Consider the following 23,044-nt stretch of genomic DNA (forward strand, 5'->3'; position numbering starts at 1 on the left):
TGATTCCCATGAAAATCAAAATTCACGCAGATAAATATCATATGACCATTCCTGTGCCCGTCAGTCTTGCAGGCGTTGCACTTAAGGTTATCCCAAATTCTGCCTTTGACGCCATGAAGGAATCCGTTCCTAAGGAGTTTGAACACTTAGTCAGCCGCAAAGCAATACAATTTTACTACAAGATGTGCAGGGAAATCATGGCGGAGTATCCCGGTCTTGAAATCGTTCATGTCGAATCCCATGACGGCGCAATGGTGTCCATCAGACTCTAACAAATTTTTTCACTACTAAAGAGTAAATATTTGGGATTAAGATTTATCTTTGGTATTATACATTTTTTGAAAAAGCTTACTATCCGTCGGGCAGGCGAGCCACTTTTTATAGATGGTTAAGAAATCCCTGCCGCGAAACTCTGCAAAATTACCTTGCATTTTTTTAGAAGATGTGCTATATTTTTATTCACCAAAAAGATTCACATACATACTTTGTTTAAGAGGGAGTAGCTGGCAGCCTGCTAAATCGCACGCAGCGAAAGCAGTATGGCTGTAGTAACATGCGTCAATACAATTACCAAGAGGTAATTCGCATCTACTTGAAATAGCGAGACTTTTAAAGCATATTTTTATATTTGCTTTAAAGGTCTCTTTTTTGTTATCCAGGTGAAATCTGGGCATACTTAAGTTTAGAGAAACAGGAGGTTCATTTATGTATTACAATCAAGACATCAGTCAGGTGCTAAAAGCCTTTTCTTCCGCTTCTTCCGGGCTCAGCCCGCAGCAGATTGAAGAAAGCCGCAAAACCTACGGAGAAAATAAGCTTTACGAAAAAAAGAAGAAGAGCGCCCTAAGAATCTTTGCAGAACAGTTCCGCGATCTTTTAGTTATCATTCTGATTATTGCAGCAGCAATTTCTTTCTTTACAGGAAATCAAGAAAGTACCATCGTAATTCTGGTGGTGCTCATTCTCAATGCCATTCTTGGCACTGTGCAGTCCATCAAAGCCGAAAAATCCCTGACAAGTCTGAAAAATCTCTCTGCGCCTATTGCAAAGGTTATTCGCAGCGGAGAAGCACAGGAAATTCCCGCTACCCAGCTTGTCTGCGGTGATATCATCCGTCTTGATGCCGGCGATATCGTTGCCGGAGATGGTCGTATCATCGAAAGTCATTCTTTGAAAGTCAGTGAAAGTTCTCTGACTGGAGAATCTGAGAGTGTCGAAAAAAGTGCAGATATGATTACTGATCATAAAGTAGCGCTGGGAGATCAAACTAATATGGTATTCTCCGGTTCATTGGTTACTTATGGAAGGGCGCTTGCCGTTGTTACCGCTGTCGGCAATTCCACAGAACTTGGAAAAATTGCAAATCTGATGAATCAGACTGCCCAGCGGAAAACGCCCCTGCAGGTCACCATGGATAAATTCAGCCGAAACCTTTCCATCGGTATACTCCTTGTCTGCGCTGGTGTCTTTGCACTCAATCTCTATCGCGGCATGGAGTTCAGCGAATCCCTGCTCTTTGCAGTGGCATTAGCTGTAGCTGCCATTCCAGAAGCACTGTCCTCCATCATCACCATATCCCTTGCCATCGGCACCTCCCGCATGGCTGATCAGAATGCTATCATCAAAGAGCTAAACGCTGTCGAGGGGCTAGGCTGCGTTTCCATCATCTGCTCCGACAAAACCGGTACCCTAACCCAAAATAAAATGACAGTAGAGCAGCTTTCCGTTTCTTCTGAGAAGAAAGAGCCGCTTCTGCAAGCATCCATACTCTGTAACGATACAGTCATCACAGACGGTGCAGTTTCCGGCGATCCAACGGAAACTGCACTGGTCACCTACTATATGACCGAAAAAGATGACTACGATAAAGTAATGGCAGACTTCCCCCGTCTTTCGGAACTTCCCTTCGATTCCGACCGAAAGTTGATGAGTACTCTGCATGAAATAAACGGGGATCCAACCATGTATACTAAGGGCGCCTTAGATGTGATTTTAGCGCGAACCTCCACCCTTTCAGAAGATGAAAAAGAACAAATCCGTCAGACTAATACTGCTCTATCGAAGCAGGGGCTGCGAGTTCTCGCCTTTGCCCGTAAGATTCTGCCTGCACAAAAGGACCTGACCCTGGATGATGAACAAGATCTTGAATATCTAGGTCTGGTTGCCGAAATGGATCCGCCGCGTCCAGAATCTGCGCAGGCAGTAAAAGACTGTAAAACTGCCGGTATCAAAGCTATTATGATTACTGGTGACCACAAGGTGACTGCCTCTGCCATCGCAAAGCGAATCGGCATAATGGAAGAGGGAGATATTGCTGTAACCGGCACAGAACTTGACGCTATGAGTGACGACCAATTACAAGAAAAGCTGCCTCACATCAGTGTTTATGCCAGAGTCAGCCCCGATAACAAAATCAGAATTGTTAATGCCTGGCAATCCCGCGCCCACATCGTCGCCATGACCGGCGACGGCGTCAACGACGCCCCGGCACTGAGAAGTGCCGATGTGGGCGTAGCTATGGGAATCACAGGAACCGAAGTCGCAAAGGACTCCGCTTCCATGATATTGACCGACGATAATTTTGCTACCATCATCAAATCCGTACTCAACGGAAGAAACATCTATGCAAATATCCAAAATGCAATTCAGTTTCTTCTTTCCGGTAATGCCGCCGGAATCCTGACCGTGCTCTACGCCGCCCTCATGGCGCTGCCAGCGCCATTTACCGCAGTGCAGCTTCTGTTCATTAACCTGATTACAGACAGTCTGCCTGCCCTTGCCATCAGCATGGAACCTGCAAATCCTGCACTGATACACAATAAACCCCGTGCAAAAAACGCTTCCATACTGTCTGCAAATGCGCTGTTAAAAATCACAGTTCAGGGACTTCTAATCAGTGCAGCTGCCATTATTGCTTTTCACATGGGGCTAAAAACCAGTACTACTGCAGCTTCCACCATGGCATTTGCCACATTATGCTTTGCAAGACTTTGGCACGGCTTTAACTGCAGAGGAAAAGCCTCCATTTTCCAGCTGGGCATATTTCGTAACATTTACACGATTGCAGCTTTTGCCCTTGGCGCCGCTCTGCTCTTTGCCATCTTGCGGCTTTCCATCTTTGAAACAGCCTTTGGTATCGCACCGCTTTCTATCGATCAGCTGCTCCTGGTTTGCCTGCTCGCCTTTGTGCCTACACTGCTTATACAAATATGGCGACTGGTCAAGGCCGCATTCCAGCCAAGCAGCTCCGCTTCGTAACACGCATTTTGCAAAGAAACCAGATACTATAATAAAAAGTCTTAAAACTGCCAAAAACCCGAACTTTTAGGCGCTTACTGCCCAAAAGTTCGGGTTTTCTATATAGATTCCTGCATTTTGCTTTAACGATTAGCCGGGTTCTCATCTCGCCCTCCTGCCAGCTTCCACTTATATAATACCAGCGCCAGTATTAACGCCATCGTTTCTGAAACACCCATAGACAGCCATACGCCGATTTCTCCAAAGAGTTTTGCAAAGAGCAACAGGCAAATTGTTACAAAGATCAAACCTCTGCCCATAGAGATTGCCATGGCTGGTTTGTTTTGTTCCAGCGCTGTGAAATATCCCGCCAGAATAATCACCACGCCCAGCGGCAGGAAAGAAAACGAAAACAGCTTAAACGCCCGCACCCCATCCAGGTACAGCTCCATATCAAGGCTTGGATCGATGAAGACCGCCACCACCGGATTAGGGTAGAGTGCACCGACAGCAAAAGACAGCACCGAAGCTACTGCCGCACTAAAAATCGCAATGCGAAGAATATACCGATGAACCGTATTTTCCTTCCTGCCGTGATAGAAACTGACAAGAGGCTGCATGCCCTGATTAATCCCCATCATAGTCATCAGAATCAGCTGAGAAACGTAAGCGATGACCGTATAGATTACCACACCATTATCTCCAGAGACACGTATCAGCACATTGTTGAACATGAAAATAATCACGCCTACAGAAAACTCCGTGACACTGTCGGCTATGCCCAGTTTGGCAAAACCCAGCACCTCCCTGATATGCCATTTGATTTTTACAAACTTAAAGTAGGATTTTTTTGAAAGAAAATGACTCAAAAATACTGTAAAGGTTAGCACCTGAGAAATCCCCGTAGCAATAGCTGCACCCTTTATCCCCCACTGAAATACCATGACAAAGAAATAGTCCAGCGTAATATTGGTAACCGCTCCCACACAGGTCGTCATAATAGCTTTCTTTGGAAAGCCATCCGCCTTAATCAAAACTTCCATATTATAAGAAGTCATATAGCATGGCACAAAGCAAACGATAATGCGCAGATAATCCTCTACATATTCTATCGTACCCTCCGTCGCACCCAAAAGCAGAGCGAGTCTATGCAAATTCAGCTGTGCTGCAATTACCACAATCCATGCCAGGCAAAATACAGTTACCGTACTGGTGGTAAAAATCCGACTTGCTTCCTTTTGATTATTTTGTCCTTTACAAATAGAAGCTTTTGTGCTGGCGCCCACCGCAAATAAAATGCCCAAAGCAAAAGCAGCATTAATCAGCGGCATAGCAATGTTGACAGCAGCCAGCGCCGTAGTGCTTACACCTCTTGACACAAACATGCCGTCCACCATAGTATAAATGGTGTAAACCCACATTGCTGCCACCGATGGCAGCGCATAGCTGAAAAATTTATGTTTAATCTCCCGTTTTACATCTAAATCCATGATTTCCTCCCATGCTCTTCCCTTTCATTATAAACCTTGGTATAATACCAAGGTAAAGGAGTTTTTTTATGAAAGAATACTACAAAATCGGAGAAATTTCAGCCCTGTATGGAATCGGTACCGACTCCCTGCGCTACTATGAGGAAATCGGGATTTTAAAGCCACATCGTGACAATAACGGCTACAGAATGTACGGTATTGGCGATATCCGCACGTTGAACATCCTGAGAGATCTGCGCACCATTGGCTTTTCTATGGAGGAAATCAAAAATCATCTGGCAGATTTTGATCTTGCCAAAACCCTGGCCCTTTTTCAGCAGGAAATTTCTGTTATCGACGAAAAAATGCTGACCCTGCAAAACCTGAAAAGTCAGCTGACAGACCGCATTTCAGAAATTGAGAGTCATAGAAGGAGCGCACCAGGCAGCGAACAGCCTCACGTCGAAGTCCTGCCTGTACGAAAAATTCTAAAGCTGAGTGAGAGGGTTTACCGTGATGAGGATTTGGACTTTGTCATCAAAAAACTGCAAAAGGAGCACGAATCACACCTCTATCTCATCGGAAACAGCAGAACCGGAGCCACTATTCCGCTGGATTTTATCGAAAAAGGCCACTATGGTCACTTCAACTCCGCTTTCTGTATTGTGGACAAAGGCAGCTTCGATACAACCCTTCCCGCAGGCAAATATCTTTGCGCAACCTGCTGCGGCAGCTACCAGAACATCCCTGCTGCATGGAAAAACTTTTTCATCCACATGAAAAAAAGCGGGTACACTGCTGAAAGCGACCCGCTTGAACTCTATATGATTGATAATCACGACACCAACTGCGAGGACGAATACATCACCCAGCTGCAGGTTAAAATTCGCGGCTGATATACGCTGCTATATCACACCATGAAGTGACAAAACACTGCATCCGATGCCTACTGCAAGGGCTCCTATCATGAAATAGCTGAAAGTTTTCATTCTGTCTTTTGTCGCAAAGGAAAACAAAATGATGGAAGCAAGGGCTCCGGTGATACTTAAAATCCCGGGATAAAACCATCCCTGATTCACTAGAGACCACGGGCTCAATCCTAGGCTATGAAAGACTTCTACCCCAAAGCAGTATCCGCTTTTCATCTCCATTCCAAAGAACAGAAAGAAAAGAAGCAGCCCTATCGCTAATATACGAATCAGTATGTTCTTCTTGTTTGTCTTTTGTGCTGCATTTTCCATAAAAACCCCTCCTTTTGATTCGATTATATCATAGAATTCTTATGTCTGCAACACCAACTTGCCAGTCAAATGTCTCAGTTTCCCAGCTCTTTCAGCGACTTAAAGGTATATCCCTCGTCTTTCCACCTTTTAATCAGTTCCTGCAAAATCTTTGCATTGGTCTTAGAAGTGGAGTGAAGAAGTATCACCGCCCCATTATGAGTCCTTGGCAGCAGTTTTTCCAACGCTTCCTCTCTAGTCGGCTGTTTGTCAACATACCAATCTACGTAAGCAAGACTCCAAAAGACGGTGGTATAGCCCAGCTTTTTCGCCTGCTCCAAATTGGAGGTGCTGAACTTGCCCTGGGGCGGTCTGTAGAACTTTTGCATTTCTTTTCCTGTAACCTCTTTGTAGATTTTTTCTACCCCTTCCAGTTCCTCTTTTAATGCAGCCTCGTCGGTGATAGCTGACATATCCGGGTGGTGCATGGTGTGATTGCCGACGATATGCCCTTCCTTCGCCATGCGCTTTACTAAATCCCCGTTTTCCTTCATATAAGTTCCTACCAGGAAAAATGCAGCAGGCACTTTTTCTTTTTTCAGCACGTCTAAAATCTCTCCAGTGCAGCCGTTTTCAAAGCCGGCGTCAAAGGTTAAATACAATACCTTTTCTTTGGAATCACTGCAGTAATATGCATCGTATTTAGCGAGTTCTTCACTGCTGGCATTTCCCACAGGCGGCTGCCCTTCAGTCTGAAAAGACAGACCCCAGTCCGTAGCCTGCGTGCTTCCTGCGGTCATCTGTTCCGGTCCTTTCTTCGCCTCTCCCGGTTTGACGACTCGATAGCCCGCAGCAAGACCGATAGCCAGTACCGCCGCCAATGCGCCTACTCCCACTTGCCTTACTCTCTTTTTATTAATATCGATAAACATGGTACACTATATGCAAAACGCTCACCGCCTATGACTGCCAAGCCGTTAAATCTGCACCATGACGTTATATTTCAATGTCAAATGGTGCAGACTCTTCTTCAACGGCTCCCCAATCCGCACCATTGACCCTCATTTTAGAAAAAATGGTGCAAAAATACGATGCCAGCTTAGAAATAGCCGCTTCTATTTTTCTATAATTTTACGGTAAACCTGGTCCCAAACTCAGGTCTGGACAGTACTTCGATTTCTCCCTTATGGGCGTCGATAATCCACTTTGCAATGGAAAGCCCAAGGCCAGTTCCTGATTCTGATCGGCTCCTGGCAGCGTCTGCCCGATAAAACCGCTCAAATACATGCACCACTTCCGAAGAAGCCATCCCGATTCCTTCATCCTGAACAATATAAGCAGGTCTTCCGTCAATGCGCTTTGTTCTAAGATAAATAGTATCTCCTGAGCCTGAATACTTAGCCGCATTTTGTACTAGAATGCGCAGGGACTGTTTCAGCATGGCGCGATCTGCACGCAGCCAAAGACCCGGTTCACCCTCAAAGCGGTACACATGATCCTCATCAATCATCTCCGATTCTTCCCACACCTCTTCTACAATTTCCGTCAGATTCACCTGCGTGAACTCCAGCGTATTCCGTCCGCTGTCACCTCTGGCAAGAAACAAAAGCTGTTCAATGAGGTTTTTCATATGTTCAGACTCGTTCTTAATTGCTTCGATGGATTCTTCCAGAATTTTTTCGTCTTCCTTGCCCCAGCGATCCAGCATATTAACATACCCCTGAATAACCGAAATAGGCGTGCGCAACTCGTGGGAAGCGTCAGAAACAAAACGATCCTGCTGCCTGTGGCTTTCCCGCATGCGCTCAATCAGATTATTGATGGCAATCTCCAGACTGCGAAGATCCTGATCTCCCGTGGAAACTTTTGCCTCTGGATTTTCCGGATCCAGTCCTGAGACCGCCTGTTCAAAACTTTCCATTTTTGCACTGTCAAAAGCCATGTTAGAAAGCTTTTCTGTTCTGACTGCAATGTCGTTAAGGGGTTTCATCAGATGACGCACCTTTTTGGTGTGAAACAAATCCTCAATAAGCATAACTGCCTGAAGGATTAACAAAATCAGCGCCGGTATTTTAAAGAATGCACCATAATCCCGAATGTAATAGGAATAGACTTTTCCTGATTCTGTCTCTATGATATACCGCCAGTTTTCATAGTTACCCCAGATAAAATCCCGATCGCTGACCATTTCTGAATCCGGCACCAGTCCCTCTCTCCAAAGGAAAAAGCTGACGCAAATAGTAATCAGCAATATCAGGTCGATGGCGATGAAATTAGCAAACTGGCGCAGCCAGAACTCAAAATTTATCTTTCTGGCAATAGAGGTCATGCGGCTTGCTTCGTTCATCTTTTTAATCCTCTTTGACTGCATAGCCTACGCCTCGCACAGTTGTAATAAATTTAATGCCGAAACGATCGTCAAGTTTGCTTCTGATGTGGCGCACATATACATCTATGATATTCGTTTCCCCCATATAATCATAGCCGCATACACTGTCCAAAAGCTTTTCCCGATTCAAAACAATATTCTTATTTTCCATGAGAATGCGAACCAGCTCATATTCTCTGTGATTTAGCTCTACGATTTCGCCGTTATAGGTGACCTCGTGACGATCTGTATCCATGGTGACTCCTTTTACGGTAAATTTTCGAGTATGCTTCTGTCCACTCCGTTTCTTGAAGACAACACGAATTCTCGCAAGCAGTTCTTCAATTGCAAAAGGCTTGGTAATATAGTCGTCCGCCCCAGAATCAAGTCCGGAAACCTTATCCATAACCGCATCTCTGGCCGTCAGCATAATAACCGGCATATCAGAAGCCCTTCTGAGCCTTCTGAGCACTTCCAAACCGTTGAGACCGGGCAGCATGATGTCAAGAAGCATCAGATCAAAGCCGCCGCTTTCCGCTAGTTCCAAACCCTGTCTGCCGTCAAAAGCCTTGACTACTGAGTATCCTTCATGAGCAAGTTCAAGTTCCACAAATCTTGCTATTTTGGTATCGTCTTCTACCAGTAAAATTTTCTCTGCCACCTGTATCTCTCCTACTTTCGCTGTTATTTATTTTTCGGGTTGGAAGATCCCTTCACGAACTCTTGGGAAAACTCCTGTCTCACTGTTTCCGCAGCTTCTGCTGCCTTGTCACACGCTTTGTTGATATCTACAGACTGTGTGATTGTTCCACTGAAGCTATAGCTATAACCGAAGAACATTCCTACAATCATCAGCGGCACGATTACCCAAAATGTGCAGCACAGAAGTAAAATCAAAACGATAACCGGCGCATTGACAACTTCCTGCCCATAGCGTTTGACGATAAAAAAGTTTTCACAGCCCTTTTTAATAAGCTGTCCAAACCATTTCAAAATGCGCACCATGATGTTTCCGAACTTCTCACCGTCTTTTTCCTCGTAGCACATTGCAGCCTCTCGAAACGCCTCGCTGGTTTCCTCTGTTTTGGTTGTGTAAGAACCCATTTCCGGTTTCTTGATTTTGCCCTGACTTTCAAGAAGTACGATGGCGTCCAGCAGATCCTCTCCTGCTTCTTCTAAAGCGTTCTTCGCCTCTGCATAAGATACACCTGTCTTTTCGATGATTTTTTCAATTTTTTCAAGCTTATCCATGATAATTTCCTTTCCATTTTTAATCGTTTTCTATGGTATCCCCTTTTGTATACTTATCTTACCTCGTCAACATGAAAGAAAAAGGAAAGAAAGATTAAAAATAGATTAACGTTTTAATAAATCTCTAATGACTTCTCCTGCGATAAGAAGTCCCGCCACCGGCGGCACAAAACTGATACTGCCCGGTGTTCTGCTTCCTGTTTTCACCGGTTCTTCTTTAGAATATAGAACTTTTACGTCTTTGATCCTGCGGTCCCGCAGTTCTTTTCTGATAACCTTTGCCAAAGGACAAACGCTGGTATTACTAATATCGGTAATCTCAAAGCGTGAAGCATCCAGCTTGTTTCCTGTTCCCATGGAGGAAATCACCGGCGTTGCTGCCTCCTTACACCTGCAAATAATATCCAGTTTGGCTGAAGTGGTATCAATAGCGTCCACCACATAGTCGTAGTCCGTAAAGTCAAACTGTGCCGCTTCCTGCGTATCAGGCAGGTAAAAACACCCATAGGTGCTTACTTTACAGCTCGGGTTGATAGATAAAATCCTCTGCTCCATAACCTTTATTTTTTCCATGCCCAGAGTATCATAGGTTGCAATAATCTGCCTATTGATATTGCTTTCTGAAATCACATCGTTATCTACAATAGAAATCATCCCAACTCCTGCTCTCGCCAGAGCTTCACACACATAGCCTCCAACACCACCTGCGCCGAAGACGAGAACCTTTGCCAAAGCCAGGCTGTTGACACCTGCCTCCCCAATCAGTAACTCTGTTCTCTCTGTCCTGCTCATCTTCTAAGTTCTCCTATCACGCCGTAAATAGTTTCACCGCCATATCCCTTGCTGCCAAGACGCCTTGCAATCCTTCCCAAAATTTTTTCCGGAATTTCCTCGTCTCTGCTGACACCTGCAATACGCAGCACCTTCTCCGCTTCTGCCAGCGCCATCGCCCGCTCGTCGTATTCGTTTTCTTCTTCCTGCAAGTAATCCTCAAAAGCATTTTCTATAGTCAAACTGTCCACGCCCTTCTGACGCAGTTCCTGAAAAACCTTTCTCTTGCCCTTGCCTTTTTCAAAGGCATAGCGAAAATAGGATAGGCAGTACGTGGCATCGTTTAAGTATCCATAGGATAAAAAACGCTGAATAAGCGCTTCAATTTCCTCTTCCTCAAAACCCTTTTCTGCTAATTTCTTTTTCATCTCAAAAACAGTGCGGCTTCTGGCGGATAAATACCGCAAAGCCGCATTGTCTATACTGACTGCCATAAGTCCTCCCGATTACAATATTATAATACGCGAATCACTACCTGTGCCTCATCATCTGTACATGCCGCACATTTGATATCCGGTGCAATTTCTATTTCTGTAAAAAAATATTCTCTGTCATTCCAGGCTACCGTGCCAAGCAAATTACTGTTTCTGTCTGCAACAGACGGCATATCGCTAAAAATACCCTGTCCCGTGCACTTGCAAAGTGCTTCTTTTCTGACCCAAACATCGAAGAAGCCTTCCTGTCCCCAAAGCTCCACGTAGTGCTGTTCTTCTTTTGTAAAGAGTCTTCTCGCAATCTCCTCATATTTGCAGTCCTTCACATACTGCACATCAAGTCCGCAAGGCTGCTGAGAAACCATGCACATCCACAGCGCTCCACTGTGAGACAGTGAAAATTCCAAAGGAATATCCACAAAATATGGCTTTCCTTTATCTTCTCTCAAAATCTCCGCCTCCAGTACCGGATAATCTACACCGGCTTCTCCGCAGTAGCGAACAGCAGCCTGCCTGATAAGGTCATATCCCTTTTCCCCTTTTTCAAAAGGTCCGTCATAAATATAAATACTACTCAAAATCTCATCTCCCCTCAACATTCTTATAAAGAAAAAAGCAAGGACACACAAACGGCGCCCTTACTGAACTTCTCTATTTTCTCTTCTGATTATCAAGGCGCTCTAATACTCTCTGGTAGCCGTCCGCCCCGTAAACCAGACATTTATTAATGCGACTGATTGTCGCAGTAGAAGCCTTTGTCATCTCTTCAATTTCACTGTATGTTTTCTTTAAAGAAAGAAGCTTCGCAACCTGAAGCCGTTGTGCAATGGCATGAATTTCGTTAATCGTGCAGATATCCTCGAAAAATCTATAGCAGTCCTCTCTGTCTTTCAGGGTCAGTATTCCATCGAACAACTCATCAATATCGTCTCTTTTGAACTTTGAATCGTAGGCCATGAACAGGCTCCTTTCTTCTTTCAATATTTTCATTTTCAATTATATCACTTTTACCTGTGAAAGTCAAAGGCAATTCTCTGTCTGATTGTCCGCTGATTAGCCACTTTACACCAAAGCCATCAATCGCTGACTGTGTCAGAAATGTTCATGGTCTGTAAGCTGATACACTGCACGCCATATTTCATTGATTTTTCTTAAATAATGGCACTGCCATCCCGAAAACTGCCACATTCTTCAACTATTTCGGAAATTATGGCGAGACTCCACTTGGGTTTTGACTAAAAATGCCCTAGAAGGACTCCTCGACAGACCTTTTTCCGGTTTTCACTTGCTTATCTAAGATGGCAGCTCCGTTAGGTCCGCCAGTTTTGTCTGGTAAAAGATGAAACGTGGCACATCTAAGCTACCGTATGCCATTTTATCCCGGAAATAAGGAAAATGTGGCACATTTCAACCCGCCGATGCCATAAAACACAAAAATGCAGCGAAAAGTGGCGCTCTAACCCAAGAAAAAACCTGCAGGCCTAAAATCTACAGGATTCGTTTATGCTTTATTAACACTATAGCCACAGCGGAACAAATCGCATCAGGAATTTAAACAGCACCTACAATCAAAAAGGCTTTAGAGTTAAGTCTAAAACCTTTTATACTACAGCACTTGCCCAAAGTGGCTCTACGAAAGCAGCGAAATTGCCTTTTTAAGCTGCATATCTTCCTTTTCATTTTTCGGCTGTTTCACCTTGTAATCCGGCTTGATTCCGATGCCGTGAATTTTATGATTCTTTGGTGACAGGTACTGCATAGTGGTCAGCTTCAGAGAAGTGCTATCACTGAACATCATGGAATTCTGAATGATTCCTTTCCCATAGGTTGTCATTCCCACCAGCTTTCCGCCCTCATTATCCTTGACGGCGGCAGCCAGAATCTCTGAAGCACTTGCACTGTTTTCATTGATTAAAAGGACATATTTCAGTTTCGTGCAGCTTTCGTCGGAGTTATAGTACTCTTTCTTTCCCTTGCTATCCTCGGTGTGGACGATAGTGCATTCCGGCAGCAATGCATCTGCAATTTCAATACTCTGTTCCATAATACCGCCCAGATTATCCCGAATATCTATGACAACACCTTTAATTTTTTTGTTATTTTCAAAAGCCGACAATTCCCGTTTGAACTGCTCAGCTGTAGATTTTTCAAAGCCAGTAATTCTGATATAGCCATAGGAATCGCCCACTGTGCCCGCATAAACGCTGCGCTCCTCCACAACTCCTCTGACGATGGATACAGTCTTTTCTTTTTTGCCACGCAGATAAGTCAGTTTTACGACAGTCCCCTCCTCACCCTGAATGGCGGTGGAAACCTCATCTAAGGTACTGTATGACTTTCCGTCTACCTTGCGAATAATATCACCAGCCTTGATTCCGCTGATGTCTGCTGGTCCTTCTTTAATAACGCTGGAAATCTCCATCTGTCCCTTTTCATTTTCTGTGAAGGTAATGCCGATACCACTGAATACTCCCGTAACATAGCGATTCCATTTTTCCGTTTCTTCTTCATTCATGTAACTGGAATACTTATCCCCCAAAGAATCCACCAGCGCCTTATACATGACTTCCATCTGTTCTCTCTCATCGGTTTCCCAAAGAAACTTATCATTGATAGTATTCTGCAGCGTATACAACTTACTATACTTTTGCGACATATCGGTAAGCATATTATAGTCCTTGCCCTGCACCAGCTTTACGCCGGCTGCACTAGTAAGCAGATAAAATCCGCCTGCCGTCAAAAGCAAGGTTACAAGTACCGTGCACAGTATGACTGCTGCAAATTGTCGTTTCTTAATCTTTATCATTTCCTCTCACCTATTCCTCTATGGCCTGCACCGTAATCTGCAGATACTGTTTCCCATTCCATGTCTGACTTTCCAGATTTCCAGTAACTGTAAGAGGCTGACCTTTTTTCAGTAATTCATCGTATGACTTTGCCTCTTTAAATATGACGCACTGAATCTCCCTGCCGTCATCCAAAACGCCGATGAACTTGGTATACTGATTCTGGTTGCCCATCTTTCTGATGGACCCAGGTCTAAGTCTAATACTGACTAGAGGCTGAGGGTTTTCACATCCGAAAGGCTCCAGCATCTTAAGCTCCGCAACCAGCTGCAGATTAACATCACCTGCTTCCAATTTTAAATCTGCCTGAATGTGTGCATCCGCCAACTCCGGATTGTCAGCAAGAATTCTTCCCATCGACTCATTTAAACGACTGCGCAAAGTATCAAGATGCTGCTTTTTCATGGTAAATCCGCAGGCCGCCGCATGACCACCGAACCGCTCAAAGAGTTCCTCGTTATCTTTTAAAAGGCTGTAAAGGTCTATTCCCTCAATACCCCTTCCAGTGCCTTTAAGGCAATCTCCCGCCGTAGGAGTAACAATCACTGCAGGTCTATGGTAGATTTCCTTCAGCTTTCCTGCAACAATGCCAGTAATCCCCTCATGGGCATCCTCCAAATCTATAACAAGAAAAGGGGCAGTCTGATATTTTTCTTCTACAATATTGCAGCACTGTTCAAAGGTTTCGCTCTGAATTTTCTTTCTCTGCTGATTGCAGGAAATTAAAGTTTCCACCCCTTCTTTCACCTTTTCGCTGTCCTTTTCCATCATCAAAGACGCTGCAATTTTGGCATCCTGCATACGCCCAGACGCATTGAGATGCGGTACGATTACGTAAGAGATATTCTCCGATTTAATCTTTCCTCTCTGTAGACTGGTTCCCTCGATAAGCTTTGAAAGCCCCGGTCTTTGGGTCAGGTTTAGTGACCGAATTCCATATTTGGCCAAAGTGCGGTTTTCATCAACCAAAGGCACAATATCTCCAATGGTGCCCACGCCAACAAGATCCAACGTTCTGTTAACTGCAGACTTTGGAAGCCCTGTCTCCGCTGCAATTGCCTGCGCCAGCTTAAAGGCTACTCCTACTCCTGCCAGATGTTTAAAAGGATATGGACAGCCTGGCTGCATAGGATTAATCACCAGGCAGTCCGCCACTTTATCTGTAATGGTATGATGGTCTGTTACCAGTATTTTAAGTCCGATTTCCTTGGCATGTTCTACCTCTGCGCAGGATACACTGCCACAGTCCACGGTAATCACAAGATCAATTCCTGCTGCCTTGATTTTGTCCAGGGCTCCGCAGTTAAGTCCGTACCCTTCCTCAAAGCGGGACGGAATATAATATGCCAGATTGGACGTCAAATTGGACAAGACCTCCATAAGCACTGCCGTAGAAGTGATTCCATCAGCATCGTAATCTCCATAGATACAGATTTTCTCGTCCTCTTCAATAGAAGACAATATTAAATCCACTCCTGCCTCCATGTTAAGAAGCAGGAATGGATCGTAAGTCTTCTGAGGTTTGTCCGACAGAAACTCTTCAATATCAGCTTCCGTCTCAATACCTCTTTTATGCAATAACTCGTATATTCTAGGTTGTAAATTCATTCTTCACCCTTTATTTAAAAATATGACATCGGATCCACATAAGAGCCGTTGATTCTGACTTCAAAGTGCAGATGAGGTCCAGTGGACACACCACTGTTTCCGGAGTATGCAATAATCTGCCCCCGTTTGACATGCTGTCCTACGCTAACCTCCACGTGGTCGTTATGACCGTACAGAGTACTGATTCCGCTTCCGTGGTCAATTACTACTGCTACGCCATATCCGCCGTAAGAATTGCTTGCCACGATAACGGTTCCATCAGCCGCTGCATAGACAGGTGAACCATAGCTGGCGCCGATATCCACACCCGTATGTCCAGTATAATAGCCTGTCACAGGGTGAATACGGAAACCAAACGGTGACGTAATGTAAGTGGAATTGGTCGGCCACATAAATTTGCCGCCCTCGTAGACTTTATTCTGATCCTGCATATTTGCAATTTCATCACCGATTCGCTCGGCTTCCGAATTAAGCTCGTCTAGCTTTTCCTGCAGTGCAGTCTGGTCCTCTTTCAGAGAATCTCGCTTCTCCTGAGCTTCGCTTTTTTTCTCGCCAAGTTCCTTTTGCTCACGCTCAAGGACATTCTGTTTTTCTTCCAGCTCTTTCTGCTGGTCTTCCAAAGTCACAAGGATATTCTGGTCATTTTTATAGATTTTCTGAATCATCTCCAGATTGGATATGAACTCAGAAATACTGCTGGAACCAAGAAGCACATCCAGATAGCCTACAGAACCATTTTTGTACATAGTTCTAAGACGTTTGTTAAGACCGTCTTCCCTTGCTTTTATCTCTTTGATGGTCTTTGCAATTTCAGCCTCCGCTTTTTCAAGCTCAGCTTCCTTTTTCTCAATGGAAACTTGAATTTTGTCAATTTCTGCCTGCTGATCCTCGATTTTGGAAACCAGCTCCTGCATATCGTCTTTGACTTCTTTTGTCTGCTCTTTAATCTCATTCAACTCTTCCTGCTTATCCGCCTTTGTGTTCGCATAACTGAGACCATAAGTGCTAAAGACTGCGACAAGCACAAATATTAAAAAGCAGATTAAACTTTTCTTTTTCATATCTTATCTCCTCATATTGATTCAATTCTTTTTTGCATCGAAGTTTATGTATCCAAAAATCTTCTCATAGAGATGATGCTGCCCCATGCGCCGATACTGATACCCATCGCCAAAAAGATACAAATCAAATTCACTGCAAGGTATCCTGCAGGCACCAGCGGGGACGATAATATAGTCATCACCTGTGTACCAATTAAATCCACGATCTTGCTGTAAATGCCGAAAGTGATTCCCGCCGAAACCATGGAAGCCAGAATGCCGATGATAATGCCTTCCGCAAGAAACGGTCCTCTAATAAACCAGTTGGTCGCACCGACATATTTCATGATAGAAATTTCTCTGGACCTTGCAAAGACAGTAAGCTTAATGGTGTTGGACACAACTACAATGGAAACTACTACTAAAAATGCCATGATAATCAAAGCAGCTATCTGCAAAAATCCAGTTACCTTTGTAAGTTTTTCAACGGTTTCCTGATAATATTTCACATCCTCTACGCCATCAAGACTTGCCGCATAATCAGTAACCGCTCCTGCGCTCTCCAAAGTATCTACTGTAATCAGTACGGAATTCGGAAGCGGGTTATTGCCCAGTGAATCCAAAAGGTAGCTGCTCTCTCCCCAGCGGGATTTCATAATGTTCAGAGCATCTTCTTTGGTTCTGTATTCCACCTTCTCAACACCCTTGCGTCCCTCGATTTTATCCATGATATCCTGCGCTTCTTCGGTAGTTGTCTCATCCAGTAGGAAAATCTCTACTTGATCATAATCAGATTTTACCATTTCAGTAAAAAGATTAATATTAACTGTAATCACAAAGAACAACCCCAAAATCAGCATCATCGCCGTAATGGCAAATACCGATGCAAGACTCATCGCCTTGTTTCTGCCAATCTGCACAAAAGCCTGTTTGATATTATAAAGAATCTGACTCATCGCTGTCGCCCTCCTCTTCTGCCAAAGATTCGGCTTCTTGATTGTTTTCAAGCTTTCCATATTCAGTGGTCTTAAACCGCATCGTCTTAAATTTTTCGCTGTCATCTGCCAAGTCTGGCAAAGCACAGTTGTCCTCACTGACAGCAAATTCTTCCAAAGTCAGAGACTCCATTTCAGAAACTTCCGGCTCAGCAGCCTCTGGTTCAGAGTGTTCTTCTACAGAAGCTTCTTCAAAAATCTCAATTTCGGGTTCAGCAACAAGCAGCGGCTCCGTTTCTTCCACCTTGTATTCATATGCCTGTCGACATGCTGCAGTAGATTTGTAATCAAAAGGCTCAAACTCATAATCCGCGGGCTCATAACCGTAGGATTTTTCTTCGAAAATTTCTTCTGCAAAGCCCTGTGACTCTTCTTCAAAGCCGTACTGTCCGAATTCGTCCCTAACAATATGCCCACCTTCAATCGCTACAACACGCTTTTGCATACGGTCTACGATATCCTTGGCATGCGTTACCATAACGATGGTCGTTCCCGTAATATTAATCTGATTTAATAAATCCATAATTTCTGCTGCAGTGTCCGGGTCCAGATTTCCGGTCGGTTCATCTGCAATGAGCACAGTCGGATTATTGATGATTGCTCTTGCAATAGCAACACGCTGCTGCTCTCCTGCAGAAAGCTCATCAGGATACTTATCCGCCTTATCACTAATACCCACAAGGCTCAAAACCTGTGGCACTTTCTTTCTAATCTGTCTCTTTGGTCTATGTAAGATTTCCATAGCGAATGCTACGTTTTCATATACAGTCTTCTTAGGCAATAGCCTGAAATCCTGAAATACGATGCCAATTTTTCTTCTAAGACCCGGAATTTCACGATTGCTCAAAGTCGTAACTTCCTGCCCGTCAACCACGATACTTCCAGAATCAGCGTCGATTTCCTTCAGGATTAATTTGATAAATGTAGACTTCCCTGCACCGCTGGGTCCTACAAGGAAAACGAAATCTCCCTTATTAATATGGATACTTGCATTCTCAAGACCAATGTTCGTATTATATGTTTTCGTCACATTGTCGAATGTTATCATAGTGATCCCTTTCGTTTTAAATTTTGTATTTTGTGTTTTACACACACATCTAAATTATACTATATTTCGACCCGTTTTTAAAGGCAAAATAGGACATATTCTGTCGATTACTGTGAAAATTTTGTGAAAATGTCCAAAAGTTTACTTTTTATTTCTTTATTTTCCCATGAAAAGCGGCATGCAAATTCGTCAGCATAAAACAATTCTGGGGCAAACTGGGGTATCCACAGCAACTTTCGATTTTTTAAATATGCAGCAATCTGTCTGCGGCTAACTCCACTGTTACTCCTGTTCACAACCCAGTCAGCAGCAATGCCAGAAAGTTCTATGGTCTTTAGACGCTGGAACCGTTCTTTATGGCGAATCAGCTTCGATGGCATAGGATCAGCTACGATAATCAGCTTGTCCATGTCCGGCAGATGACTGTCCCATGACTGTTCCGCCGCAAAATCAAAGATACAGATTTCCCCCTTTGCACTTTGAATTAGTCTGGCCTGCTGGACGCCGTCAAGGTCTTTCCCCTGCTCCAAAATCCAAGGTGTCGGCAAAATCCAGTTAATTCCTTTCTCCATATTTTTCTTTCCCCTCGCTGGTTTATTCTCCAAAATCAGCCTATAAACATCGTGAAACTGCCTGTTGCTAAAGCGCTGATCCATAGCTGTCGCATCATAAAGAAGACTATTGCATCTGCTGGGTGTCAAACATTGTGTAAATGTCACACTATTCCCCATACCAACAAAATAAAAGGCCAGAGAAGTTGCAACAAAGGTTGTTCCAACACTCTGACCAAGTCCAGTCACTCCGATATTCAGTTGCTGCGGATTCTTCCACTCGTCATTCTCTTTACTGTCCTGCATTCTAATAAAAGTTCTCTCCAGCATAATTTTCCTCTTTACTCTTCAAATCGTAACTACAGTATACATCCAACGAAAAGTAAAATCAAGGGAATTTTGTAATTTAATTACAAAATCCCCTTGTGCAAGGAAGGAGCCCTCTATTTTGCATACTCTGCTCTAAGCTCAATAGTATCTGGCAGTCCCTTTAAATCCGTCTTTACCACTGCAATAGGATAACAGCTAATTTGTGCCATATTCTCAGGTTCTGCCGGATCCGCAAAGGTTGCATAAACGACTAAATTGCTCTTATCCTCCTTGTTTTCCAAGGTAAGCTTATCAATTTCCGCCTCGTAGCCCGCCGTCGCCTTTTCCCCTCTTGTTACGATGATGTAGATTTCACCACCTACTTTGCAAGCAAGCGCTCGTTCTAAATCCCTATATTCCGGCAAAATGTCCGCTTCCAGTTCTCTAGGCATCACTTTCTCCGAAACCTTTTCAAATTTTACGTTAGTCTCTCCGGATTTTAGTCCAAATGCCACTATGAGTCCAATCAGCAAAATCGCCGCTGCCGCAATGGCAATTATCTCCTTTTTCATAAGGCCATCTCCTTTCTCTGCTCTATTAGCACTGTATGAGACAGCCCCTAAAAATATGCAAATTTACTGCAATAACTCCGTTATAGCGCACCTAAAGCTTTGGAAAACGGCTGAAAGCAAAGGCTCCTTGCACAACACTTATGAACCTAACGCATCACCGACACAAAAATGCCAGCGTTAATCATTTTCTGCTAACGCTGGCATCTATATTTCTAATAAATCTCTCTGACAGCTGCTACAATAGCATCTGCTGTCATACCATATTTTTCTTTCAGTTCATCAGGTTTTCCGGATTCTCCGTATGTATCCTGCTGACCGACCATAATCATCTTCGCAGGCTGCTTTGTGCAGAGCACTTCTGCCACCGCACTGCCAAGACCGCCGATGACGGAGTGTTCTTCAGCCGTTACGATTTTACCTGTTTCCTTTGCAGCTTCCACGACTAAATCTACATCTAGCGGTTTGATGGTGTGCATGTCAATCACGCGCACATCGACACCCTCTTCAGCCAGCTGAGAAGCTGCTTCCATAGCCTCTGCAACCATAATGCCTGTGGCGATGACGGTCACGTCTCTGCCCGGACGAAGGACATTACCCTTTCCCAGTTTGATTTCCGCCGTTTCATCGTAGAACACAGGAACCGCCGCTCTTCCCAGTCTTACATAACAAGGTCCCTCAAAGCCGACTGCTTGCTTTAGCAGCATTCTTGCGCTGACACCATCGGACGGATTCACTACCGTCATGCCCGGAATAGTTCGCATCAGCGCCAGGTCCTCAAAAGTCTGATGGCTTGCGCCGTCTTCTCCTACAGTAATCCCAGCGTGGGTTGCACAAATCTTTACATTTGCGCCGGTGTAACCGATGGAATTTCTGATAATCTCAAAGGCTCTGCCTGCTGCAAACATTGCGAAAGTAGACGCACAGACCACTTTTCCCGATAGTGCAAGACCAGCAGCCGTTCCATAAAGATTCTGCTCTGCAATTCCCATATTAAAGAACCGATCTGGATAAGTTTTGCTAAATTCAGCGGTCATAGTAGACTTAGACAAATCCGCATCCATTACAACCAGATTCGGATTTTCTGCCCCCATTTCTACCAAAGCTTTTCCGTAAGCCGCTCTTGTTGCCATCTTATCTGCCATTACCATTCACCTCCCAGTTCCTCTACTGCAAGCTTCGCTTCTTCATCACTTGGGGCTTTTCCGTGCCAACCTGGATTGTCTTCCATAAAGGAAACGCCTTTTCCCTTGTGGGTCTTTGCGATAATTACAGTCGGTTTTTCCCTGCACGCTCTCGCCTTTGCAAAAGCATCCAGTATTTCATCAAAGTCATGTCCGTCAATGACAATTACATTCCAGCCAAAGGCCGCAAATTTTTCGTCGATCGGCTTTACGGTCATAACATCGTCGTTCTTTCCGTCGATTTGCAGACCGTTAAAGTCTACGATAGCCACCATGTTGTCAAGCTTATAATGTGCTGCAGACATGGCTGCTTCCCAGACCAGACCTTCCTGTAGTTCTCCATCTCCTAAAAGGGTGTAGATTCTGCCCGGATTTCCGTCCATTTTATTTGCCAGCGCCATGCCGACACTGACAGAGATGCCCTGGCCCAAAGATCCAGTAGACATTTCAATGCCCGGCACTTTGTGCATATTTGGATGTCCCTGAAAATTGCTTCCTAGCTTACGCAGGCGCATCATATCAGAAACCGGATAGTATCCGCGTTCTGCCAAAGCTGCATACTGCACAGGGCCTGCATGTCCCTTGGATAAAATAAATTTATCCCGGTCCTCCTTTTTGGGGTTCTCCGGGTCTATGTTCATTTCGTTAAAATACAGCGCTGTCACGATATCAGCCGCTGAAAGGGAGCCTCCGGGATGGCCGGAAGCCGCACTATGTATTGCGCGGACTACGTCAATTCTGACTTTCGCCGCCAGTGTTTCCAATTGTTTTTTGTCCATCTTATCCTCCATTATATTTATTTATAGAGAGCCGGAAATCCCGGCTCTCGCGTAAATCAAAGCTGTTATTTTTCAGTGATTTCTAGCCTCGGTAATGCCCAGACTCACAGACAGTGCCTGATCTACTGTAGGCAGCTGTTTCTCACTGAGCGTACCGATATGCTCCTTCAGTCTTCGCTTATCAATGGTGCGGAGCTGTTCTAAAAGCACAACTGAATTTTTGCTAAGTCCGCCGTCGGCGGCGGCAAGTTCCACATGTGTCGGCAATTTTGCCTTTGTCTGCGATGTAATGGCAGCCACAATGATGGTTGGGCTGAATTTATTTCCTACGTCATTTTGAACTACAAGTACTGGTCTGATACCCCCTTGTTCGGAGCCGACTACGGGACTTAGATCCGCAAAATAAAGGTCTCCCTTTTTTACTATCAAAGTCCAACACTCCTTGTCTTAATCGATAATTTCTTTTAAAGCAAAAGGTACGTAATCTGCAATATCACTGGCAGTAAGACCATGCTGACCGATTTTTTCTGCGGCCATATCGCCCGCCATACCGTGTACAAATACTCCTGCTCTGGCTGCATCGTCTGTAGAAAGACCCTGCCCTGCCAGGGATACGATGATTCCCGTAAGAACATCCCCTGCACCGGCAGTCGCCATGCCCGGATTACCTGTAGTATTAATATATGCATCGCCGCCGGAAAGAGCCACCAGTGTATCTGCACCTTTTACGATAACAGCGCAGTGAAATTTTTCCCAAAGAGCCTGTCCGATTTCTTCCTTGGCACAGCCTTTGATCTGCTTTCCAAGAAGCCTTCCCGCCTCCCCTATGTGCGGGGTCAGAATAACCCTGGCTTTGGTACTTCTGAGCAAAATCTGCAGTTTTGCATCCTTTGCTATGGTGTTCAGTCCATCAGCATCGATGATAAACGTACCTGCGTATTCGGTTAATATCCTTTTCAGGATTTCTCTGGTTCTTCTATCAACTCCCATCCCCGGACCTGCTGCAATGGCGTCGTAGCCTGCCAGGTTCCTCTTTGCTTTTCCCCATGGAAGACAGATGCTTTCCGGTACAGAAATTTGTATAACCGGAAAAATCTTTCTCCTCGTACAGACGTTAACCAGACCGCTGCCGCATTTGATGGCTGCTTTGGAAGAGAACACGGCGGCGCCTGCCATTTCTCTGCTTCCTGCAACAATCAGTACTTTGCCGCAGCTTCCTTTATGTACGTCTTTGGGGCGTCTTCTAATTACAGTATGGACAAAATTTTTGTCCGTTAAACCTGTTATTTGCATTTTTTTAATCCC

24 protein-coding genes are annotated in these 23,044 nt (G+C 44.5%); 3 read left to right on the forward strand and 21 right to left on the reverse strand.

All coding sequences use genetic code 11. The features are described 5' to 3' along the window. Positions 1-8: 8 nt before the first annotated feature. Together NFR88_RS01760 and NFR88_RS01765 are read left to right on the forward strand one after the other, a co-directional pair. The gene (locus tag NFR88_RS01760) at positions 9-272 is read left to right on the forward strand and encodes a hypothetical protein (RefSeq protein ID WP_161908693.1); all 264 of its coding nucleotides are present in this window, start codon (positions 9-11) and stop codon (positions 270-272) included. 433 nt (positions 273-705) lie between these two features. Beyond that, positions 706-3,258 (forward strand): cation-translocating P-type ATPase, encoded by a 2,553-nt coding sequence (locus NFR88_RS01765; protein ID WP_161908692.1) that lies wholly within the window; start codon positions 706-708, stop codon positions 3,256-3,258. A 122-nt stretch (positions 3,259-3,380) separates the two neighbouring features. On the opposite strand, the gene NFR88_RS01770 is transcribed toward NFR88_RS01765, so the two are convergent. After that, complete coding sequence (locus tag NFR88_RS01770) at positions 3,381-4,727, reverse strand: MATE family efflux transporter (protein ID WP_251613101.1); 1,347 nt, start codon at positions 4,725-4,727, stop codon at positions 3,381-3,383. A gap of 68 nt (positions 4,728-4,795) precedes the next feature. Between NFR88_RS01770 and NFR88_RS01775 the strand changes: the two genes are divergently transcribed. Next, the gene (locus NFR88_RS01775; RefSeq protein WP_160200698.1) at positions 4,796-5,602 is read left to right on the forward strand and encodes a MerR family transcriptional regulator; all 807 of its coding nucleotides are present in this window, start codon (positions 4,796-4,798) and stop codon (positions 5,600-5,602) included. A 9-nt stretch (positions 5,603-5,611) separates the two neighbouring features. Here the strand turns inward: NFR88_RS01775 and NFR88_RS01780 are convergent, their stop codons facing one another. The 20 genes from NFR88_RS01780 to NFR88_RS01875 all read right to left on the reverse strand — a co-directional run bounded on the left by NFR88_RS01780 (position 5,612) and on the right by NFR88_RS01875 (position 23,032). Continuing rightward, complete coding sequence (locus tag NFR88_RS01780) at positions 5,612-5,947, reverse strand: hypothetical protein (RefSeq protein ID WP_251613104.1); 336 nt, start codon at positions 5,945-5,947, stop codon at positions 5,612-5,614. Positions 5,948-6,021: 74 nt separating this feature from the next. Continuing rightward, positions 6,022-6,858, reverse strand: a complete 837-nt coding sequence (gene pdaA / locus NFR88_RS01785; protein WP_160200700.1) for a delta-lactam-biosynthetic de-N-acetylase — start codon at positions 6,856-6,858, stop codon at positions 6,022-6,024. 191 nt (positions 6,859-7,049) lie between these two features. Beyond that, positions 7,050-8,273: a sensor histidine kinase gene (locus NFR88_RS01790; protein WP_251613108.1), complete on the reverse strand. Its 1,224-nt coding sequence runs from the start codon at positions 8,271-8,273 to the stop codon at positions 7,050-7,052. Positions 8,274-8,277: 4 nt separating this feature from the next. Continuing rightward, positions 8,278-8,955 (reverse strand): response regulator transcription factor, encoded by a 678-nt coding sequence (locus NFR88_RS01795; protein ID WP_251613112.1) that lies wholly within the window; start codon positions 8,953-8,955, stop codon positions 8,278-8,280. Positions 8,956-8,978: 23 nt separating this feature from the next. Then, positions 8,979-9,545: a UBA domain-containing protein gene (locus tag NFR88_RS01800; RefSeq protein ID WP_160200703.1), complete on the reverse strand. Its 567-nt coding sequence runs from the start codon at positions 9,543-9,545 to the stop codon at positions 8,979-8,981. 105 nt (positions 9,546-9,650) lie between these two features. Continuing rightward, a complete protein-coding gene (locus NFR88_RS01805; RefSeq protein ID WP_251613117.1) occupies positions 9,651-10,337 on the reverse strand; it encodes a tRNA threonylcarbamoyladenosine dehydratase in 687 nt (228 codons plus the stop codon). Continuing rightward, positions 10,334-10,810: a regulatory protein RecX gene (locus NFR88_RS01810; protein ID WP_160200705.1), complete on the reverse strand. Its 477-nt coding sequence runs from the start codon at positions 10,808-10,810 to the stop codon at positions 10,334-10,336. The genes NFR88_RS01805 and NFR88_RS01810 overlap by 4 nt, the downstream gene beginning before the upstream one ends. Before the next feature lie 20 nt (positions 10,811-10,830). Further along, positions 10,831-11,388, reverse strand: a complete 558-nt coding sequence (locus NFR88_RS01815) for a 4'-phosphopantetheinyl transferase family protein (RefSeq protein WP_251613121.1) — start codon at positions 11,386-11,388, stop codon at positions 10,831-10,833. Between the two features lie 73 nt (positions 11,389-11,461). Beyond that, a complete protein-coding gene (locus tag NFR88_RS01820) occupies positions 11,462-11,767 on the reverse strand; it encodes a YerC/YecD family TrpR-related protein (RefSeq protein ID WP_160200707.1) in 306 nt (101 codons plus the stop codon). Positions 11,768-12,440: 673 nt separating this feature from the next. Then, the gene (locus tag NFR88_RS01825; protein WP_160200708.1) at positions 12,441-13,616 is read right to left on the reverse strand and encodes a S41 family peptidase; all 1,176 of its coding nucleotides are present in this window, start codon (positions 13,614-13,616) and stop codon (positions 12,441-12,443) included. A gap of 10 nt (positions 13,617-13,626) precedes the next feature. Then, positions 13,627-15,264: a single-stranded-DNA-specific exonuclease RecJ gene (gene recJ, locus NFR88_RS01830; protein WP_160200709.1), complete on the reverse strand. Its 1,638-nt coding sequence runs from the start codon at positions 15,262-15,264 to the stop codon at positions 13,627-13,629. Positions 15,265-15,278: 14 nt separating this feature from the next. Next, on the reverse strand, positions 15,279-16,325 hold the full coding sequence (locus NFR88_RS01835) for a murein hydrolase activator EnvC family protein (RefSeq protein WP_160200710.1): 1,047 nt from the start codon (positions 16,323-16,325) through the stop codon (positions 15,279-15,281). Between the two features lie 44 nt (positions 16,326-16,369). After that, positions 16,370-17,260 carry a permease-like cell division protein FtsX gene (ftsX, locus tag NFR88_RS01840; protein WP_160200711.1) on the reverse strand — a complete coding sequence of 297 codons (891 nt, stop codon included), beginning with the start codon at positions 17,258-17,260 and terminating at the stop codon, positions 16,370-16,372. Then, positions 17,241-18,347, reverse strand: coding sequence for a cell division ATP-binding protein FtsE (ftsE, locus tag NFR88_RS15195; RefSeq protein WP_330588320.1), 1,107 nt, complete (start codon positions 18,345-18,347; stop codon positions 17,241-17,243). Before ftsE ends, ftsX begins: the two co-directional genes overlap by 20 nt. Positions 18,348-18,454: 107 nt before the next feature. Then, complete coding sequence (locus NFR88_RS01850; RefSeq protein ID WP_160200712.1) at positions 18,455-19,228, reverse strand: hypothetical protein; 774 nt, start codon at positions 19,226-19,228, stop codon at positions 18,455-18,457. Positions 19,229-19,341: 113 nt separating this feature from the next. After that, a complete protein-coding gene (locus NFR88_RS01855; protein WP_251613129.1) occupies positions 19,342-19,779 on the reverse strand; it encodes a protease complex subunit PrcB family protein in 438 nt (145 codons plus the stop codon). Between the two features lie 212 nt (positions 19,780-19,991). After that, entirely contained in the window at positions 19,992-20,921 is a 930-nt protein-coding gene (locus tag NFR88_RS01860; protein WP_160200714.1) for a transketolase family protein, read from the reverse strand. Continuing rightward, positions 20,921-21,739 carry a transketolase gene (locus NFR88_RS01865; protein ID WP_251613134.1) on the reverse strand — a complete coding sequence of 273 codons (819 nt, stop codon included), beginning with the start codon at positions 21,737-21,739 and terminating at the stop codon, positions 20,921-20,923. The genes NFR88_RS01860 and NFR88_RS01865 overlap by 1 nt, the downstream gene beginning before the upstream one ends. A gap of 72 nt (positions 21,740-21,811) precedes the next feature. Continuing rightward, a complete protein-coding gene (locus tag NFR88_RS01870) occupies positions 21,812-22,168 on the reverse strand; it encodes a type II toxin-antitoxin system PemK/MazF family toxin (protein WP_160200716.1) in 357 nt (118 codons plus the stop codon). 18 nt (positions 22,169-22,186) lie between these two features. Next, entirely contained in the window at positions 22,187-23,032 is an 846-nt protein-coding gene (locus NFR88_RS01875) for an NAD(P)H-hydrate dehydratase (RefSeq protein WP_251613137.1), read from the reverse strand. Positions 23,033-23,044: the final 12 nt, after the last annotated feature.

This window comes from Senimuribacter intestinalis (assembly GCF_943192965.1).
GTDB classification, from domain to species: Bacteria; Bacillota; Clostridia; order Peptostreptococcales; family Anaerovoracaceae; genus Senimuribacter; species Senimuribacter intestinalis.

Excerpts from the sequence above, each read along its gene's own strand:
- NFR88_RS01770 (WP_251613101.1), bottom strand. The coding sequence starts at position 4,727 with ATGGATTTAGATGTAAAACGGGAGATTAAACATAAATTTTTCAGCTAT.
- NFR88_RS01780 (WP_251613104.1), bottom strand. The coding sequence starts at position 5,947 with ATGGAAAATGCAGCACAAAAGACAAACAAGAAGAACATACTGATTCGT.
- NFR88_RS01765 (WP_161908692.1), top strand. The coding sequence starts at position 706 with ATGTATTACAATCAAGACATCAGTCAGGTGCTAAAAGCCTTTTCTTCC.
- NFR88_RS01855 (WP_251613129.1), bottom strand. The coding sequence starts at position 19,779 with ATGAAAAAGGAGATAATTGCCATTGCGGCAGCGGCGATTTTGCTGATT.
- recJ (WP_160200709.1), bottom strand. The coding sequence starts at position 15,264 with ATGAATTTACAACCTAGAATATACGAGTTATTGCATAAAAGAGGTATT.
- NFR88_RS01760 (WP_161908693.1), top strand. The coding sequence starts at position 9 with ATGAAAATCAAAATTCACGCAGATAAATATCATATGACCATTCCTGTG.
- NFR88_RS01860 (WP_160200714.1), bottom strand. The coding sequence starts at position 20,921 with ATGGCAGATAAGATGGCAACAAGAGCGGCTTACGGAAAAGCTTTGGTA.
- NFR88_RS01875 (WP_251613137.1), bottom strand. The coding sequence starts at position 23,032 with ATGCAAATAACAGGTTTAACGGACAAAAATTTTGTCCATACTGTAATT.
- NFR88_RS01790 (WP_251613108.1), bottom strand. The coding sequence starts at position 8,273 with ATGAACGAAGCAAGCCGCATGACCTCTATTGCCAGAAAGATAAATTTT.
- ftsX (WP_160200711.1), bottom strand. The coding sequence starts at position 17,260 with ATGAGTCAGATTCTTTATAATATCAAACAGGCTTTTGTGCAGATTGGC.
- NFR88_RS01835 (WP_160200710.1), bottom strand. The coding sequence starts at position 16,325 with ATGAAAAAGAAAAGTTTAATCTGCTTTTTAATATTTGTGCTTGTCGCA.
- NFR88_RS01820 (WP_160200707.1), bottom strand. The coding sequence starts at position 11,767 with ATGGCCTACGATTCAAAGTTCAAAAGAGACGATATTGATGAGTTGTTC.
- ftsE (WP_330588320.1), bottom strand. The coding sequence starts at position 18,347 with ATGATAACATTCGACAATGTGACGAAAACATATAATACGAACATTGGT.
- NFR88_RS01810 (WP_160200705.1), bottom strand. The coding sequence starts at position 10,810 with ATGGCAGTCAGTATAGACAATGCGGCTTTGCGGTATTTATCCGCCAGA.
- NFR88_RS01800 (WP_160200703.1), bottom strand. The coding sequence starts at position 9,545 with ATGGATAAGCTTGAAAAAATTGAAAAAATCATCGAAAAGACAGGTGTA.
- pdaA (WP_160200700.1), bottom strand. The coding sequence starts at position 6,858 with ATGTTTATCGATATTAATAAAAAGAGAGTAAGGCAAGTGGGAGTAGGC.
- NFR88_RS01775 (WP_160200698.1), top strand. The coding sequence starts at position 4,796 with ATGAAAGAATACTACAAAATCGGAGAAATTTCAGCCCTGTATGGAATC.
- NFR88_RS01850 (WP_160200712.1), bottom strand. The coding sequence starts at position 19,228 with ATGCTGGAGAGAACTTTTATTAGAATGCAGGACAGTAAAGAGAATGAC.
- NFR88_RS01825 (WP_160200708.1), bottom strand. The coding sequence starts at position 13,616 with ATGATAAAGATTAAGAAACGACAATTTGCAGCAGTCATACTGTGCACG.
- NFR88_RS01865 (WP_251613134.1), bottom strand. The coding sequence starts at position 21,739 with ATGGACAAAAAACAATTGGAAACACTGGCGGCGAAAGTCAGAATTGAC.
- NFR88_RS01805 (WP_251613117.1), bottom strand. The coding sequence starts at position 10,337 with ATGAGCAGGACAGAGAGAACAGAGTTACTGATTGGGGAGGCAGGTGTC.